This window comes from Leptolyngbya sp. FACHB-8 (assembly GCF_014695575.1).
GTDB lineage: Bacteria > Cyanobacteriota > Cyanobacteriia > Elainellales > Elainellaceae > Vacuolonema.
In genome coordinates, this window is record NZ_JACJOO010000061.1 from 1 (window position 1) to 16,622 (window position 16,622).

15 protein-coding genes are annotated in these 16,622 nt (G+C 50.5%); 6 read left to right on the forward strand and 9 right to left on the reverse strand.

What is annotated here, in order from left to right:
• The first annotated feature begins 437 nt into the window (after positions 1–437).
• A complete protein-coding gene (locus H6F91_RS15455) occupies positions 438–1,232 on the forward strand; it encodes a cobyrinic acid a,c-diamide synthase (protein ID WP_190774627.1) in 795 nt (264 codons plus the stop codon).
• A 453-nt stretch (positions 1,233–1,685) separates the two neighbouring features.
• Here H6F91_RS15455 and H6F91_RS15460 read toward each other — a convergent pair whose 3' ends face one another.
• Genes H6F91_RS15460 through trpB form a run of 3 tightly spaced genes read right to left on the reverse strand, consistent with a single transcriptional unit; the run spans position 1,686 to position 4,095 of the window.
• A complete protein-coding gene (locus H6F91_RS15460; protein WP_190773959.1) occupies positions 1,686–2,315 on the reverse strand; it encodes a ribonuclease D in 630 nt (209 codons plus the stop codon).
• A gap of 11 nt (positions 2,316–2,326) precedes the next feature.
• Positions 2,327–2,857, reverse strand: coding sequence for a CAP domain-containing protein (locus H6F91_RS15465; RefSeq protein ID WP_190773958.1), 531 nt, complete (start codon positions 2,855–2,857; stop codon positions 2,327–2,329).
• Positions 2,857–4,095 (reverse strand): tryptophan synthase subunit beta, encoded by a 1,239-nt coding sequence (trpB, locus tag H6F91_RS15470; RefSeq protein ID WP_190773961.1) that lies wholly within the window; start codon positions 4,093–4,095, stop codon positions 2,857–2,859. Before trpB ends, H6F91_RS15465 begins: the two co-directional genes overlap by 1 nt.
• A 325-nt stretch (positions 4,096–4,420) precedes the next feature.
• Between trpB and H6F91_RS15475 the strand changes: the two genes are divergently transcribed.
• A complete protein-coding gene (locus tag H6F91_RS15475; protein ID WP_190773957.1) occupies positions 4,421–4,774 on the forward strand; it encodes a translation initiation factor in 354 nt (117 codons plus the stop codon).
• An 80-nt stretch (positions 4,775–4,854) separates the two neighbouring features.
• Here H6F91_RS15475 and H6F91_RS15480 read toward each other — a convergent pair whose 3' ends face one another.
• Complete coding sequence (locus H6F91_RS15480; protein WP_199307856.1) at positions 4,855–6,084, reverse strand: 1-acyl-sn-glycerol-3-phosphate acyltransferase; 1,230 nt, start codon at positions 6,082–6,084, stop codon at positions 4,855–4,857.
• Between the two features lie 419 nt (positions 6,085–6,503).
• Between H6F91_RS15480 and clpB the strand changes: the two genes are divergently transcribed.
• Complete coding sequence (clpB, locus tag H6F91_RS15485) at positions 6,504–9,194, forward strand: ATP-dependent chaperone ClpB (RefSeq protein ID WP_190773956.1); 2,691 nt, start codon at positions 6,504–6,506, stop codon at positions 9,192–9,194.
• Positions 9,195–9,303: 109 nt separating this feature from the next.
• Here clpB and H6F91_RS15490 read toward each other — a convergent pair whose 3' ends face one another.
• Positions 9,304–9,600, reverse strand: a complete 297-nt coding sequence (locus H6F91_RS15490) for a hypothetical protein (RefSeq protein WP_190773955.1) — start codon at positions 9,598–9,600, stop codon at positions 9,304–9,306.
• Positions 9,601–9,829: 229 nt separating this feature from the next.
• Here H6F91_RS15490 and H6F91_RS15495 point away from each other — a divergent pair, with 229 nt between their 5' ends.
• On the forward strand, positions 9,830–10,453 hold the full coding sequence (locus H6F91_RS15495) for a glutathione binding-like protein (protein ID WP_190773954.1): 624 nt from the start codon (positions 9,830–9,832) through the stop codon (positions 10,451–10,453).
• A gap of 141 nt (positions 10,454–10,594) precedes the next feature.
• On the opposite strand, the gene H6F91_RS15500 is transcribed toward H6F91_RS15495, so the two are convergent.
• A complete protein-coding gene (locus H6F91_RS15500) occupies positions 10,595–11,044 on the reverse strand; it encodes a Fur family transcriptional regulator (RefSeq protein WP_190773953.1) in 450 nt (149 codons plus the stop codon).
• 364 nt (positions 11,045–11,408) lie between these two features.
• Here H6F91_RS15500 and H6F91_RS15505 point away from each other — a divergent pair, with 364 nt between their 5' ends.
• Positions 11,409–11,912, forward strand: a complete 504-nt coding sequence (locus H6F91_RS15505) for a CRR6 family NdhI maturation factor (RefSeq protein ID WP_190773952.1) — start codon at positions 11,409–11,411, stop codon at positions 11,910–11,912.
• A 3-nt stretch (positions 11,913–11,915) separates the two neighbouring features.
• On the opposite strand, the gene H6F91_RS15510 is transcribed toward H6F91_RS15505, so the two are convergent.
• A complete protein-coding gene (locus tag H6F91_RS15510; RefSeq protein ID WP_190773951.1) occupies positions 11,916–12,845 on the reverse strand; it encodes a glycosyltransferase family 9 protein in 930 nt (309 codons plus the stop codon).
• Between the two features lie 400 nt (positions 12,846–13,245).
• Between H6F91_RS15510 and H6F91_RS15515 the strand changes: the two genes are divergently transcribed.
• On the forward strand, positions 13,246–14,454 hold the full coding sequence (locus H6F91_RS15515) for a DegT/DnrJ/EryC1/StrS family aminotransferase (RefSeq protein ID WP_190773950.1): 1,209 nt from the start codon (positions 13,246–13,248) through the stop codon (positions 14,452–14,454).
• Positions 14,455–14,724: 270 nt separating this feature from the next.
• Here the strand turns inward: H6F91_RS15515 and msrP are convergent, their stop codons facing one another.
• Positions 14,725–15,708, reverse strand: coding sequence for a protein-methionine-sulfoxide reductase catalytic subunit MsrP (gene msrP / locus H6F91_RS15520; RefSeq protein WP_190773949.1), 984 nt, complete (start codon positions 15,706–15,708; stop codon positions 14,725–14,727).
• Between the two features lie 176 nt (positions 15,709–15,884).
• Complete coding sequence (locus H6F91_RS15525) at positions 15,885–16,211, reverse strand: hypothetical protein (RefSeq protein ID WP_190773948.1); 327 nt, start codon at positions 16,209–16,211, stop codon at positions 15,885–15,887.
• Positions 16,212–16,622 lie beyond the last annotated feature (411 nt).

The following is a 16,622-nucleotide window of genomic DNA, read 5'->3' on the forward strand; positions in this document are numbered from 1 at the left end:
ATGTTGGTGCTTTGCCCGCGAAGCGGGCAAAGCACCAACATTCTGGGGGGAATTTCATTACTGGAAATCTCCTAAGTACAGGAGATAGTGTGGTGCTGCGTCCCACATCTCCTGTACTTAATCAACCCATATAGGGACATAAATGATACCCTCCGTACAAGCTTTATTAGAGTTTAGAGCTGATGAGATTTTGGTAAAGAATTTAGGGTTTTTCGCTAGCCATACTGTTACACAAAACAGTGGGAGTAGAGAATGTAATATATAAAATTCATTGCAATCCCTGGGGACTGTCAATATGCCTTAGGGCACAATGAAGTTGGCACAATGGCTGAACTCAGATTCTTTAGAGCGATAAATCAGGGTGCCTAGGCTAGTTGGCTTCATCTTGTAGCGATAGGACCTCACTCCCGATGGTGAAAGCTTTTTTTTGGGACGAGATGGAGAATCTGGAAGACGAATCCTGGCATTCGCCGTCAGAAGGTATCTTGGGTAAACTGCCCCTCCAGGCTAAAATTTGGGCTGAGAGCCTTCCCTGGCATCAGCGTCGCTATGTCCTTTCGTTGTGCTACCTTATGTGTGCCGCTTCACCCGAAATGCAGGCGGAGTTCTTGGATGACTATACTGCTGATGGTCTAGTTTCCCGACAGCTTGATGATAAGGATACAGAGCAACGGGTTCGGGACTACTTGGCAATGTTTCGCATTCAGACGGATCTGAGTGCAGCGGTACTGCGGCAGTATATTCGACAGTTTTATATTCATTCGGCTCAAGATGCTCGGCGGCAACCCGATTTATATTTGGAATCGGCGCTACGACTCGTTTTCAGTACAGAAGAACGAAATAATGTATTCAATTACATCCTGGGATTTGAACTGCTCAAAATGATGTTCCGTATGAGCTGGCGGCAACATGAGCGGTTATACCGTCTACAACGAAACCAGGATGAATTTATCTCGCTTTACATTAAGCCAATTCAACATACGCATCGAGTCAATAGCATCATCGTTCCGAAGGATGCAGGTGTCTTCTTTGCAAAGCGAGACTACTTTGTTCAAAAGCCCGAAATTTCTGAAAAGAAATTAGTGGAATTGGTCATGGTGACGTTCACAACAGACATTGTGTCTCACTTTGGTTTTTCCATCATTCGTCATCCAAATTCACTTATTTTTGATTATGACTACATCATGAATCCTGAACAGGAGTTGATTTTTGATGCACCATTTAGTGAATAGCAAATAGAATCCGTTATTGTCCATATCTCACACTATTGCTAGCGCCACGTTAGTGGAGAGAGGGAGAGTATTGATCCCACTTCCTCTAATGTCTGAGCTAACCTAATCTCAGTTCGGGATAAGCTGAAGTGCTCATTTTGGCGTACACTTTGCGCACGCCAAAATGAGCGTTTTCGAGTGCTGCGCGTTGCGCGGCACTCGAAAACGCCGTTAACCCGAACTCAGGTTAACGTAACAAAGACTATATAGCGCTGTGCCAGTGCGTTAAGTACAGTGGTGTGGGGCACTTCGTGCCCCACACCACTGTACTTAACGCACTGGCACAGCGCTATAAAAAGGAGGGCATAAAGACAAAGCTTTCACGCCCTCCTTGTTCTCTTTAAAGTGGGTGTAAGTTGACGAGAAGACTATTTTTTCAGGTGATTCACGTACAGAAAACCTCTAAGGCCAACCCTAGTGTTCAAAGACATTGTTGTATTGTTGTAAGTCAAGAGAAACGATTGTTGGGAGGCAAGCAAAACAATCATAGGCTAGCTCCAAACGTTCTTCTCGCTCCAGCATGGTAATGAGTTTTTGGCGTGCGCTGATGAGGTAGCGCACATCGTTAGCTGCGTAGCGGAGTTGCTCGTCGGATAAACTAGCAACGTTTCCCCAATCTGAGCTTTGGGCACTTTTGTCAAGTTCAACTCGTTCTAACTCCATAACCAGATCTTTCAGGCCATGTTTGGGAGTGTATGTACGTGCTAGTTTGCTGGCAACTTTTGTACAGAAAATTGGTGTTGTGTAAATAGCAAGGTGATAGCGCAAGGTCGCCAAATCAAACCGGGCGAAATGAAAGACCTTGGTAACATTTGGAGCTTCCAACAACTGTTTAAGATTTGGAGCTTCCAGCTGACCGCGAGCGATGCGGACCACTGCCACATTTCCAAAAGGGTCGCAAAGTTGTATCAAACAAAGTCGATCGCGCTGAGGCAATAAGCCCATCGTTTCTGTATCGACGGCGATCGCCTCTGCCTCTAAAAAGACACTCAGCACATCATCGGGAATGTCGCGATCGCATACCTGAAAATCTGCAATAGCCATAGGTCTTCTATTTAGGGACGACGAATAAAAATTTGCGTTAGATAGTACGTACCATCGGGTGCTTGAACGACTCCAACTCCCGTCAAATTGAAATTGCCTTCAATATTGTGCAGATGACCGGGGCTATTGAGCCAACCTATAACCGCTTGAGCAGCGGGATCAGCATAACCCCGATTACTGGCAACATTTTCACCAGCACTGCGATAGCGAATAGATTGCGCGATCGCCTCCACCCGCTGTTCAAAGCCATTATGGTTGATCGCTCCTTGCTGGGACATTTCAACACTGTGTTGCTTGGATTGTTGGGCAATCACAGAGCTATAGGCCAGAGGAGGCATCCCTTTGGACTGACGATAGGCATTGATCTGTTCAAAAACCTTTTGCTCCAGAGCGTTACTCGGTAGCTCGGGTGAAGCAGGTGTTGTTGCAGAAGGATTGGAGCCAATAGGTGGGATAGGTAACTGATTGCAGGCTTGCGGCAATTTATCCCCCAACAGGAGGGCGATCGCCGCAAAGCCGTGCAGAATCCACCGAGGAATCATCACAAGTTCAGGTACTTAGCCGCAGACTGTACATCTTTGTCACCCCGGCCCGAGCAGTTGATGACAATACGAGGATTGCCAGAAAGTTGGGGACAGAGAGTCGAAAGATAGGCGATCGCATGGGCTGTCTCCAGGGCGGGAATAATTCCTTCCAGGCGAGAAAGCTGTTGGAAACCTTCCAGCGCTTCAGCATCCGTCACGCTGTAGTACTCAGCCCGACCTAAATCTTTCAAATAGCTATGCTCGGGACCGACACCCGGATAATCGAGGCCCGCACTGATGGAATGAGGTTCAATGACCTGGCCATCTTCATCCTGCAACAAATAGCTCATTGCCCCATGCAGCACACCCACACGACCCCGAGTTAACGTAGCTGCGTGCTTCTCTGACTCAACGCCTTCACCACCGGCTTCCACGCCAATCAACCGTACAGAGCTGTCATTGACAAACTCGTGGAACAACCCCATAGCATTGGAACCGCCTCCCACACAAGCCACCAAAATATTGGGTAATCCACCCCACTTCTCCTGGCACTGAGCCCGGGTTTCCAGACCAATTACCCGATGGAAGTCCCGCACGATCATAGGGTATGGGTGCGGACCCGCAACAGAACCCAGAATATAGTGGGTGGTTTCTACATTAGTGACCCAGTCCCGAATCGCTTCTGAAGTCGCATCTTTCAGAGTACCTGTGCCCGATTCGACAGGACGCACTTCTGCACCCATCAGCCGCATCCGGAATACGTTAAGGGCTTGTCGCTCCATGTCCTGCACGCCCATGTAGATAACGCAGGGAAGCCCAAATCGAGCACAAACCGTGGCGGTGGCAACGCCATGTTGCCCTGCGCCTGTTTCAGCAATAATGCGCTGCTTACCCATGCGCTTGGCTAACAAGACTTGCCCCAAGGCATTGTTGATTTTGTGAGCCCCTGTGTGGTTCAGATCTTCGCGCTTCAGATAAATCTGAGGGCCGCTACCATCGGGGCGGGCATAGTGTTGAGTCAACCGCTCCGCAAAATAGAGGGGCGTCGCCCGACCTACATACTCCTTCAGCAGTTGGCTCAGCTCTGTTTGAAAGGCTGGGTCTTCCCAATAGTGATAGAAAGCCTGCTCCAGTTCTGTCAGGGCTGGCATCAGGGTTTCAGGCACATATTTTCCACCGAACTGACCAAAACGCCCCTGGCTATCAGGGCGTTGTGTGCTGTTGGATTGAGAGTTGGGAAGCGGAGTGAGAGTCACGGTTGCCAAGCTGTAATGTGGATCGACCTTCATTATAGGGGGATTGAGTGGCTTACCCCAATGAAGGCGATCGTGTTTCACTTCTGTAGTTAGCTGCTGTGGCAGGAAACTACAAATCTCGTGCAATCCTGAAACAAGCACGGAACCTAAGCACCCATTTCGGCGTACGCTCTGCACACACCAAAATGGGATTTTTGAGGGGTGCTTTGCGCGCCCCTCAAAAATCCCTTAACCCGAACTCGGGTTACTTATTTCTTAAAATAGTTTCCGGGGCTGTGGTCTTCTACCTATCCCCGTTCTTCATTTTGTAAGGTGAACTATCGGCATGGCAGCAAAGCGTAAATCGAGTGAAGGGGAGCCAGCCCCCCGTGTTGTTTGGCAAGAGTTTGGAGAACCAAACGCCGCCATGCAGCGAGCTGTTCCGGATTTGCCGCCGAATCAGCAATCCTTGCGAGTACAAACGACTCGCAAAGGAAAGGGAGGAAAAACTGTGACTGTTATCAGTGGATTTCAGTCCAGCCCTGAGACTCTGGCTAAATTACTGAAGCAATTGAAAGCCCAATGTGGCACGGGCGGCACCGTCAAAGACGACACGTTAGAGATTCAAGGGGATCACCGCCAGAAATTAGTGCAACTGCTAACGCAGCTGGGGTATCCCACTAAACAGAGCGGTGGTTGATGATGTTGCTTGAATTTTGGGATGTAAGGAGCCTACGCTAGCTCCTTACATCCCAAAACTCTGAATAAGCTTGTAAAGTCTCACAACGGTGGCTGGCTTGGGGGTGGCAGACGCAAGTTAAAGCCTGAGCGGTTCATACGATCAAGGCCATTCTGCACCTCTTGGCGGAGTTTTTCAGTGAGGTGGTCAGTGGTAGCACTGCGATCGCGTCGGTACTCCTCAAACCAATTCTTCAGATTTATGGGGTCACCAATGTGGGCTTCGACAATGCGATCGCCCTTCGAGGGTGGCTGATCAATGCCAAAGATGGAACGCTCCAAACGTATCAGCGTGTCAAGAAACCGCTCGGGTGTTGGATCAGTCGCGACATAGCCATAGTAGATGGCATCGAAATTAAGCAAACGAGCCGTAGCCGTTTGAATCGCCTCATAGGTCCAGGTGTCATCCAGCATAAAGCTTGCTGTTTGAGCATCCAGGGTGCGTTGCACGCGATATACCCGTTCCCGTAAAGGTTCATTTGGGACTGGATTGATATCTAATACCTGCTCGCAGCATTGCAGAACGTGATCCTTAATTAGCTGAATGCGTTCGTTCCAGGGCAGCCCTCGCTCGATAACCAGGCCATATTCCTGCTCCAGCCCCATCATGCAATAGTCGGCCACCTGAATCAGCCGCTGGTAAAAATCGCTGGTATTGGGAGTGATATCAAACGTGCGCTCCAGCCGTTGTAGGGTGCGATCGATTACCGAGGTCATATTGCTGGTGTAGCGGTATTTCAGACTGACCGGAAGAACCATCAGGTCTGGTACAGGATTGCCCTGGCGCACCTGGCGTGCCATCGATTGCAAAGCAATCTGTACGGCTCCAGCTCGAAATGGCATAACGGTGTCATTTTGGAAGGAGTAACCGCCTTCGGGAAAGATGACCAGGCGACAGTGAGGCTGGCTCAGCAATTCCAAGGTTTGGGCCACACTGGATCGATCGCCCAACCCCCGCCGCACCGAGTAAGCTCCAATCCGTTGCAGCCACCAGCCCTCACCCCCCCGAAACCGCTCAATCGCGGCTAAGAAATGAAACTGATCATGCACCTGACCGGATAGCAGAAACATGGCCATCCAATCTACATGGGTCGGGTGATTCGGCAACAATAGAAGGGGATAATTTGCGACCGCACGAAAACGTTCTCGCGATCCCTCCGTTAGTTGGAGTTTGATCCGATAGCGCCATCGCCCCAGGAGGGGAGCAATGATCTGGAGTAGCGTTACCAGAGCAGGATTGAGCCGGGGCGGATAAAAGTCGGGGGTGGGCATGGGGCAGATGCAGTCGAGGAGGGAAAACCCCTCTTGGTATAAATTTTAGATATGAATTAGATTTGACAGCTACAGGCCAGTTTGCCTTCAATCCTCTTCAGCTTACAGGTAGGTTTCTAGGCAAGTCTGGTAGTGATTTAACACAGGTTTCTGAGAAATCGGGTTGAGGGCGATCGCTCCCAGCCATTCTGATCGGGAGCTTCAAAGCTGGGAGTTCGTGCCCTACGGGCATAAATCCTCAGCTTTGCAGCCCGAAAACCGATCGCCCTGAGCGAACAGGAGCCGAACCCCCGATATCACAGTTCTTCAAACAAAAGTCCATCACGATACGAAAGTCCTGCCGTTGTTACAATAGATGTTGCAGAATGCAACAATGCAACACAGCAACACACACGGGTCCCAGGGAACGTCAATCCACTATGCAGCCAACTGATCCCAAGAAGTTCACTGAAAAAGCATGGGATGCCATCGTTAAATCCCAGGACGTTGCCCGCAATTATCGGCAACAGAACCTGGAAGTTGAGCACGTCGCGATCGCCCTTCTGGACCAGGAAGAAGGCATGGTGAACACCATTCTGGAGAAAGCCGGAATGGACCCGGCTCGATTGCGGCAGCAGTTGGATGCCTTTGCCCTGCGACAACCGAAAGTTTCTGCTGCTGATCTCAACCAGCTCTTCCTGGGTCGTGGATTGGATCTATTTTTAGACAAAGCAGAGGCAGCTCGCAAAATCTTTCAAGATGAGTTTATTTCCGTTGAGCACCTACTCATTGCTCTAGCAGAAGAAGACCGGGTAGGCCATCGCCTTTTTCGTACAGCCAATGTAGAAGTCAAGCAGCTAGAAGTCGCGATAAAAACCGTACGGGGCAGCCAAAAAGTGACCAGTCAAAATCCTGAATCTCAGTATGCCGCCCTTGAGCGGTTCGGGCGGGATTTGACGGAGCTAGCCCGGGAGAACAAGCTAGACCCCGTTATTGGGCGGGATGAAGAAATTCGTCGAGTCGTACAGGTGTTATCCCGCCGGAGCAAGAACAACCCGGTGTTGATTGGCGAACCAGGGGTGGGCAAGACGGCGATCGCCGAAGGTTTAGCCCAGCGCATCGTCAAAGAGGACGTGCCGGAATCCCTCAAGGGCCGCACGCTGATCTCCCTGGACATGGGTGCTCTCATTGCTGGAGCCAAATATCGTGGTGAGTTTGAAGAACGGCTACGGGCTGTCTTGAAAGAAGTCACCAACTCCGAAGGACAGATCGTCCTTTTCATTGACGAACTGCATACGGTCGTCGGCGCAGGTTCTTCCCAGGGCACCACAGATGCGGGAAACCTGTTGAAACCCATGCTGGCTCGGGGCGAACTGCGCTGTATTGGTGCAACGACCTTGGATGAATACCGGAAGCACATCGAGAAGGATGCGGCCCTGGAACGGCGCTTCCAACAGGTTTACATTGGTCAGCCGACTGTTGATGACACGATCTCCATTCTGCGAGGCCTGAAGGACCGCTATCAGGTGCATCATAACGTCACCATTACGGATGCAGCACTGATTGCTGCGGCGACACTGAGCGATCGCTACATCACCGATCGCTTCCTCCCCGACAAAGCGATCGACCTGGTGGATGAGGCAGCGGCCAAGCTAAAAATGGAGGCCACTTCCAAGCCAGTACAGTTGGAAACGATTGAGCGGCGAATTCGACAATTGGAGATTGAGAAGCGATCGCTTGAAAGTGAAGGCGCTCGTCTTGGCTTCAGTAACCCTGCCTTCCGTGCTTCAAAGGACAAGCTAACCCAACTGGAGAACGATATTGCCACCCTTACGCCTAGCAAACAAAGCTTGACGGAGCAGTGGGAAGCCGAGAAAAATATTCAGCACGAAATTAAAGCTCTGCGGGAAGAGGAAGAAAAACTACGCCGCCAAATTGAAAAGGCAGAGCGGGAATACGACCTCAACACCGTTGCTCAACTGAAGTATGGGCAGATGGAGACAGTCCATCAAAATCTAGAAGCCAAGGAAGCAGCCCTCCTGGAAATTCAGAATCGTAGTGGTTCGGCTCTGCTGAAACAACAGGTGACGGAGGAGGACATTGCAGAGATTGTCGCTAAGTGGACGGGCATTCCGGTGAATCGTCTGCTCGAATCCGAACGGCAAAAGCTATTGACTCTCGAATCATTCCTGCATCAGCGGGTAATCGGCCAGCAAGAAGCGGTCGCGGCCGTATCGGCAGCCATTCGTCGGGCCCGTTCGGGTTTGAAGGATCCCGGTCGGCCCATTGGTTCCTTCATGTTCTTGGGCCCAACAGGGGTCGGGAAGACAGAACTAGCCCGAGCGCTAGCGGAATGTTTGTTTGACTCTGAAGAAGCCCTAGTGCGGATTGATATGTCGGAGTACATGGAGAAGCACGCCGTTTCCCGTTTGGTCGGGGCGCCTCCCGGGTATGTTGGTTATGAAGAAGGCGGCCAACTGACGGAGGCTGTGCGTCGTCGACCCTACAGCGTCGTGCTGCTGGACGAGGTCGAGAAGGCTCACCCCGACGTATTCAATATCCTGCTGCAAATGCTGGATGACGGCCGCATCACTGATTCGCAGGGGCGAACCGTAGACTTTCGAAATGCGATCGTTGTGATGACCAGCAACATCGGCAGCGATCACATTCTGGATGTCTCTGGTGATGACTCCAAGTACGAGCAGATGCGAAAGCGGGTGATGGATGCCCTTCGCAAGCACTTCCGCCCAGAGTTTCTCAACCGGGTGGATGACATTGTCCTGTTCCACGCCCTTGACCTGAAGGAATTGCGGCAGATTGTCGGCATTCAACTCCGGCGTATCCATCGCTTGCTACAGGAGCAGAAGATTTCGATAGAACTTACCAACGAAGCCCAAAATCACATTGCCGATGCTGGTTACGATCCGGTCTATGGTGCCCGCCCTCTAAAACGTGCCATTCAGCGGGAAATTGAAAATCCCCTGGCTACCAAGCTGTTGGAAAACACGTTTATCTCTGGCGACACCATCATGGTAGATGTGGTGGATCAAAAACTCAGCTTCACCAAAAAAGTGGTGGATTCCATTCCTCAACCGGAAGTAGTCACACAAACCGTCAGCGCTGAGAGCTGAGAATGGCTATGTCGCTGTCGTAGACGTTGCAGCCGATCGCCAATTCACCAGAAATTGAGCGTGAAATGTCTCATTTCACGCTCAAAGGTTTAGCTTGTAGTTCCAGTTCTTAATCTTTCTTCTTTTTACGGCCTTTGCGATCGCTGTTTCTTTCAGATGGCTCTACAGACGGCTGTTCCGTCGATGTTGGTGAGCTTTGAACCGACGTATTAGCTGGGGCCGTAGTTGTAGGTACAACCTGTGCCGGAACCACGGGAGGTTGGGGCGAAAGTGCTCGTTGTACAAGAAGAGGAATTGCTGTTGTCGCCGCCAGGGTAATGGCTCCGATGATGCCCTGCATCAAGGTAACCTTGAATCCCTTTAACCCTGTATTTTGAGATTCCGACGAATTTCCAGGTTCAGTCATGGTAAATCTTCCCAACAAGAACGTAGGTGAACAAACACAGAATTGGTCCGTATTAGAATGCCCAATATCGCTCCTAAACGCCCATTGCTGTTGATGAGTTCAGTTTGATTTAGGTTCCCCCCTCTGGGCGAATTCATCAAAAGGTGAATCTGGGACATTTTTCGAATGTGTTGATTTTGCTGTGTCGCGCCTAAAATCAACACATTCGAAAAACCTACAAGGATCAACCATGATTGATTTCTATACCTTCACCACCCCCAACGGTCGTAAAGCTTCGATCATGTTGGAGGAAACAGAATTGAAGTACACGCCCCACGTTATTGATATCCGTAAAGGGGATCAGTTTACACCAGAATTTGTGGCAATCAATCCCAACAGCAAAATTCCAGCCATTGTTGATCACGACACCGGGCTTAATGTCTTTGAATCGGGTGCTATCCTGATTTACCTGGCAGAGAAAACAGGAAAATTTTTGCCAACAGATTTGGTAGGGCGATCGCAAACCCTGCAATGGCTAATGTTCCAGATGGGCGGTGTCGGCCCCATGTTTGGGCAAATGAACCACTTCCGCAACTTCGCTCCCGAGCAGATTCCCTATGGCATCGAGCGCTATACCAACGAAGCGAAACGGTTACTCGGCGTGATGGACAAGCAACTTGAAAGGAATGCTTATCTAGCAGGAGCTGACTACACCATCGCTGATATAGCAACCTTTCCCTGGGTTAATAGTTATCAGGTAACGGGCGAAAAAGCAGGTCTTACCCTAGAACCCTTTCCCCACGTCAAGCGATGGCACGATGAACTGCTAGCTCGCCCGGCGGTACAGCGGGGAATGCAGGTACCCCAGCTATAAAAATAGGGGGAAGATCAGTTGATTGATCTTCCCCCTGTTTTTTAATTTCTGTCCTAATGGGCTCAGTTCAAACGGATGGGCTGTGGTGAAAGAGGCACGACGCGTCCCTGCCACCACACCCTATCCACACAATACTACCTCTTAATTCTCAACTGAGGAATTACGATAACCATAGAAGTCAATGGTGTAGTTCGTGATTTTAACCCCTGTTTGTTCTTCGATCTGCCGCAACAAATCAGCAGGCAATTCAACATGAACATCCATAATCTGGTTGGTGTCCAGGCAGTTGATATGGCTGTGAGGATCGCTGATGTTGCCGTAAAGACGCCCATCAGCACGCTCAATACACTCAATGACCCCTTGCTCGGAAAGGGCATCTAGATTTTGGTAGACGGACGTGTGCCCAATATCTTTACCCTGTCGGTTGAGGCGATCGTAAATTTCTCGGGCAGACATATGCTCCTGAGCCTGCCAAAGCAACTCCAAAATGAAGCGTCGCTGCTTACTAACACGCATCCCCAATGCCTGGCAACGGTTTAAGGCATCCTCCAGGGAACGAATGGGGCGTTGAATTGTGACTTCACTATCCATAGGACAGACTCGTAAGGGAATTGAGATGGATATAGAGAAATACCCTCACCTGATCTCTATTGTAAACGCCTGCACTATTGAATTAGTACTGTTTACACCCACACTGGGCTTACACGGAGAACTGCCAGGAGAGTTACCTGCTTCATAGAACGGTGGATGAGACTCAAAGGCAGGCACAATGGGTCAATCCTTGAACTCGACCCTTATTCATACTCACTACCACTTTAACTTAAGATTGAGTAGGCTGTCTATCGTTGTCCCTGTAGGATTTCTGGGAGATTTCTGAGGGATTAGGGGTTGAATCATCATGCCCTGCCCTAGGCTAGAAAAGGTGTACTTAATGCGATCGCATCTCTGAGCTTCGATGACAACCACAATTTCGCTAAATGCAGATACCTTCAATAGCCTGGATCTAGCTCCTATCGAAACCGTTCTCAAGCCCTGGCTCCAGGCAAGTGGCTTCAAAACAGCTTTCGACTCAACCAATGGTGCAGATCCCCTACGGATACAGTTTGCCATTGATTTACCCCGAGACCCGTCTGATCCTCGGGAGTACTCAGAGATTCCTGAAGTGCGGCTCTGGTTTGTGCGCCTGAATGCACGCTACCCCTGGCTACCCCTCATTCTGGATTGGGAACAGGGTGAGTTGGCTCGCTATACAGCCATGCTCGTGCCCCATCAGTTTAGCCCCCACGAAGGCATTCAGTTTAACCCCGAAGCCCTGGAGCTATTTGTCATGCAACTGGTATTTGCCTGTTTGGATTGGATGCACCAGCACGGATGTCTGAGCCGCACACGGGTTAAGTTCATGACCCAAATGCTGGGTTACGAACTGGAGGACGGCTTTTTTGAATTGCTCGGTGGTTAGGGCTTAGCCACCCCAAACTTTTTGCAACACCGTCTCCGGAGTCAGGCTGGCCCACTTCCCATCGGGAGCGGCTAGCCCTACAAACTTTTCGTTACTGGGCAACAAGGTGGAAGGGCTTTCGGGGCCAAGCAGAGCCAGCGTGTAAACGTTGAGCGCGATCGCCAACTGCACAGGTAAGCCTACCGTCCCTAACATCAGATTGGCACCGGCTACTATCGCCGCCATTAAACCCGCATCCTCAGGGCGAGTCACCACGAGTTTCGGAAACGCCTGGGCGAGCTCATTAGCCCAATCGCCATTGCCACTATCCCGCAACAATACTAATGGCAGCCCAGGTTGTTTTTGCTGGAAATCTTGAATAATCGTCTGCCAGCTAGCGGTGGGATAAGCTGCCCCATTGTCGTAAAGCAGAACATAGCCGCCCCCAGCCAAGCCCAGGCGCTTCTGCTCAGCCTCAGCCCAATCTAAATCTTTGCGAGACAACGTAATCGCAAGGTTTGGGGCCGGTGTTGTAATCCCCAGGCCTGATAGCAGATCATGATAGACCTGAGGCCGGTACTGGTCCGGCTTGTAAGGAACGGTGCTGGTCAAGAATAGTTTACTAAAGGGAGCAAAACCCAAACGCACCGGGGTTCCTGCCAACCACAGCAACAAGCCACTCGTGCTGCTCTGAGTGAGGGTAACGCCAATGTCGTAGTAGCGATCGCGCAGTACCCCTAGCAGGTTAGCCCAATCCGCCGGACTGCTGTTAGCTTGGAAGTCAAAGGGAATGGTATCTTGAACCGACTTGCTCAGCCGATAAATACTTTTGGCTCTGGGTTCAACCACAACATCTATCTCAGCATTTGGATAAGCTTGCTTCAACGCGTCCAGGGTGGGAAAGAAGAAGATCTGCTCTTCCAGGGTGCCGGGGATGAGCGCTACGATTTTCATAAAGTTTTTGTTACAGATTTCGCTCATTATTTTAGGGGAACACGGTCAGAGGAGTTGCTTATCTCTGATTTTTTCTAACATCCTTTGAAAATCTACTGAGAAAGATGGGCAAACTGATCCGTATAAAAGCGATACCCCCTGAAGTGTAAAGAGTTCATAATGCTTTTGGGGTGGGCGATCGCCCTTTATCCCCGACCAACAACTGACAACGCTGCCAATTCCAGGGCATGCGCCCTTTCAACGAATTCGTCTAGCAGGACTTTTGCCCTCAGAGTGTGATTCTGTCCCCTAGACTGGTCTAGATCATCCAGAATAGAGGTAATCAGCCTATTTAAGGGCGCTGCAGGTTTTTCAGTTTGTCCCTGACTGTTGCTTCGTCTACCTACTCATGCACGTTGCGATGCCCTCGATTCCGTTACCTGAAAGCGGTAACTCAGATTTATTTCCCCCCTGTAAGATTCCCTTCCTGGATCTGAAACTTCAGCATCAGCCCATTCTGTTTGACTTGGAGCAATCGATGCGGCAGGTCTGGCAGGAAGGAAAGTTTGTGCCGGGCCGAGACGTGGAAGATTTTGAAGCAACCTTTGCCTACGCCTCGGGATGCCGCTATGGCATTGGGGTGGGGTCTGGGATGGACGCCATCACCCTTGGCTTACGCGCTTGCGGCATCGGCGAGGGGGATGAAGTGCTGGTTCCAGCCTATTCCTTTATTGGCACGGTGCTGGGCGTCATGGCAACGGGGGCTCGCCCCATACTGGTAGACTGCGATGCAGAAACAGGGTTGATTGACTTAGTCGAGGCTGAAAAAGCCATTACCCCTCGCACCCGAGCTATTGTACCGGTGTACCTGTATGGGCAGATGGTCTCGCCTCAGCGCATATTGGATCTATCCAGCACCTATGACTTAATGGTGTTTGAGGATGCGGCTCAAGCTCCCCTAGCCGAACGGGAAGGCTACCGGGCAGGCTCTGTTGGGATCGCTGCTGCCTTTAGTTTTTATCCCACCCTCAGTTTAGGGGCCTTTGGAGACGGAGGGGCCGTCGTTACCAGTGACACTGCGATTAGTGAGCGGGTTCATCAGCTACGCAACTATGGAGCCTCCCGTCAAAATCATTATGCTGAGGTTGGGGTTAGTAGTTGTTTAGACACCTTACAGGCCGCAATTCTGCGGGTCAAACTGCCACTGTTGCCAGGCTGGAATGGCGATCGCTATCGCCTTGCTCAAAACTATGACAGACGGCTGCAATACTTACAGGGGAAAGGTATTTATCCCATCGCCAATCGGGTTGGGACAGGTCACGTTTATTTTCGCTACGTAATTCGTATTGCGGAGTCCTGTCGGCTTAATCGCGCATTGCTTCAGAATGGCTTAGCCACCGCAGGTATTGAAACACGCATTCACTACCCCGTTCCCGTTTACCGGCAACCTGCCTTCAAATTACTCGATTACCAGCCTGAACAATTTCCTCAGACTGAACTGTTGAGCCAAACGGTTCTCTCATTACCTCTTTATCCAGGTATGCAGGATCAACAGGTCGATACAGTGGTCGAAGTTCTAGAATCTCTGTTGAGTTCGTCATTCGGTCCAAGCGTAGTGTGGCCTGGATAATATTTCGGCCTACTATATCCCTAAGGAGATTTCCAACAATGAAATTACCCCCAGGATGTTGGTGCTTTGCCCGCGAAGCGGGCAAAGCACCAACATCCTGGGTAGATTCTTATGCAGAAACCTCCTAAGGTCTGTTTTAGGGGGCATTTTTGTCAGGAGATAAAGGCTGTGCGAATTGGTTCAGTACAAGAGGGATATGGTGTGTGTGGAATGTTTTACATCCCACACCATATCCCTCTTGTACTGAAGGTACTGTTTTACGCAAATGTATTAACTGCGCTGATAGAGTTGCGCGACATAGTCTCCGTAGCCGTTGTACAGGAGCGTCGGTACTTCCTCCCAGTCAAACTTGTTGCCGGGGCCAATTAGCCGCTCTTTCGCCTGGGACCAGCGAGGATGGGGGACATCCGGTTCTACATTCGACTCAAACTTGTACTCGTTAGAATTAATCGTGTTCCAATAGGTAGCGGGTTGGGTATCGATAAATTCAATCTTTACGACTGATTTGGCTCCCTTAAAACCGTACTTCCAGGGCACTACCATGCGGAGGGGCGCGCCATGTTGCCGGGGTAGGGTGTGGCCGTAAATTCCAACAGCAAAGAAGGCGAGGTCATTCGCCATTTCTTCAACCCGTAAACCCTCCGTGTAAGGCCAGGGCAAAAACTGAGAGGGCGGGAATGTTGGCCCCTTGGTAATCTGCGGGTCATAGTAGGAGGTAAAGCGAACGAAGCGAGCGGCTGACGTTGGCTCTACCTCCTCCAGTAGGAGGCGCATAGGAAATCCGAGCCAGGGCACCACCATAGCCCAGGCTTCCACGCAGCGGAAGCGATAAATACGCTCTTCAAGGGGAAAGCGCTTGAGCAGGTCATCCAGGTCGTAGGTGCGGGGATTCTTGACCAGACCGCTAACTTCTACCTGCCAGGGATCGGTCTGTAAAGCCTGAGCATCCCGCCAGATGTGCTTCGAATTGCCGTACTCATAAAAGTTGTTATAGCTAGCTGCCAGCATTTCATTGGTGAGGGGTCGGCCTGGGTCTCGGAACTGCTCATTGAGCATGGCCGCAAGGTTGCGAACACCAACGACTGGATTGTCAGCATTCTGGCCTGATTGGCAACCGACCAGCGGTAAGGCGGCCCCTGCAATTCCCGCTCCAACTAAGCCTTTAATAAACTGGCGTCGATTAAAGAACGTCGACTCTGAGGTGACCAATCGTTCAGGCAGTTGCCAGGGCTTGGGACTATGAATAAACGGCATAAATGGGCGATCGCTGAGACTGCTTCACATACCTTAATATACCTTCCAGAACAGAGGTTCTAGCAAGGCTATGCACCCTTTTGTGTCTTCTGTACACAAAACCCCTGCTTTTCTCTCGGCTCTGGTTGGGTGGCAGACCAAAAGGCTCTCAATTCTCTGGCAGGACGAGAGTCATGCTAAGTCTGGTTGTCAGCCACCGCTTGCTCGGCTCCGGCCAAAAACTCTTCAAAGGACGGCAAGCCCACTGCCGAGCCAAAACTACTGGCCGTTTGCCCACGTAGGCTAACCCAAATGCTACAGTCTCGGAGGTTAGTGGTTAGTACCAACGTGCTATGACTAGCGAGTTTGCAGCCATAGTGAAAGAGTCTGGCTCGTCGACTGATGTTAACCGTGTAGAGCCGGTAGTAAAGCTCGTTGCGGTAGTACATCCCATCCTGGATATTGCCGTCAAACCAGAATTTGAAGGGAAAAATATCTTGTTCGCTAATAACAGGAGGCAGCACAGTTTTAGCCTCAATGCATCCGGTTGGCTTGGAAAAAAGTCATGAATAGGGGGCACTGGAATGATACACACGCTTGGGCCTAGTGATGTAGAACCAGGTGAAAGGCCCGTAGGCATTGCATGTTCAAGTAGCTTGCACCTGAGCCTCTTCGTGAATGATGCCGATACCATCTCAGCATAGCTGGGAGTATCGTAATGGCATTCTACTCTTAGGGCTCTCTTTAGGTTTGGCGGAATATCAATCTAAACAAACCTTAGTCTGGGTTAATGGCATTCTGCGATAAGGCATCGCATTGCTCTCAGAAATGCCCATTTAAGGAGGTTTCTGAAAAACAATATCTCCATTTTTTGGAAAGAGGACGCGGCTTCGCCGCGTCCTCTTTCCAAAAAATGGGGAAGTTCTTATCTGGAA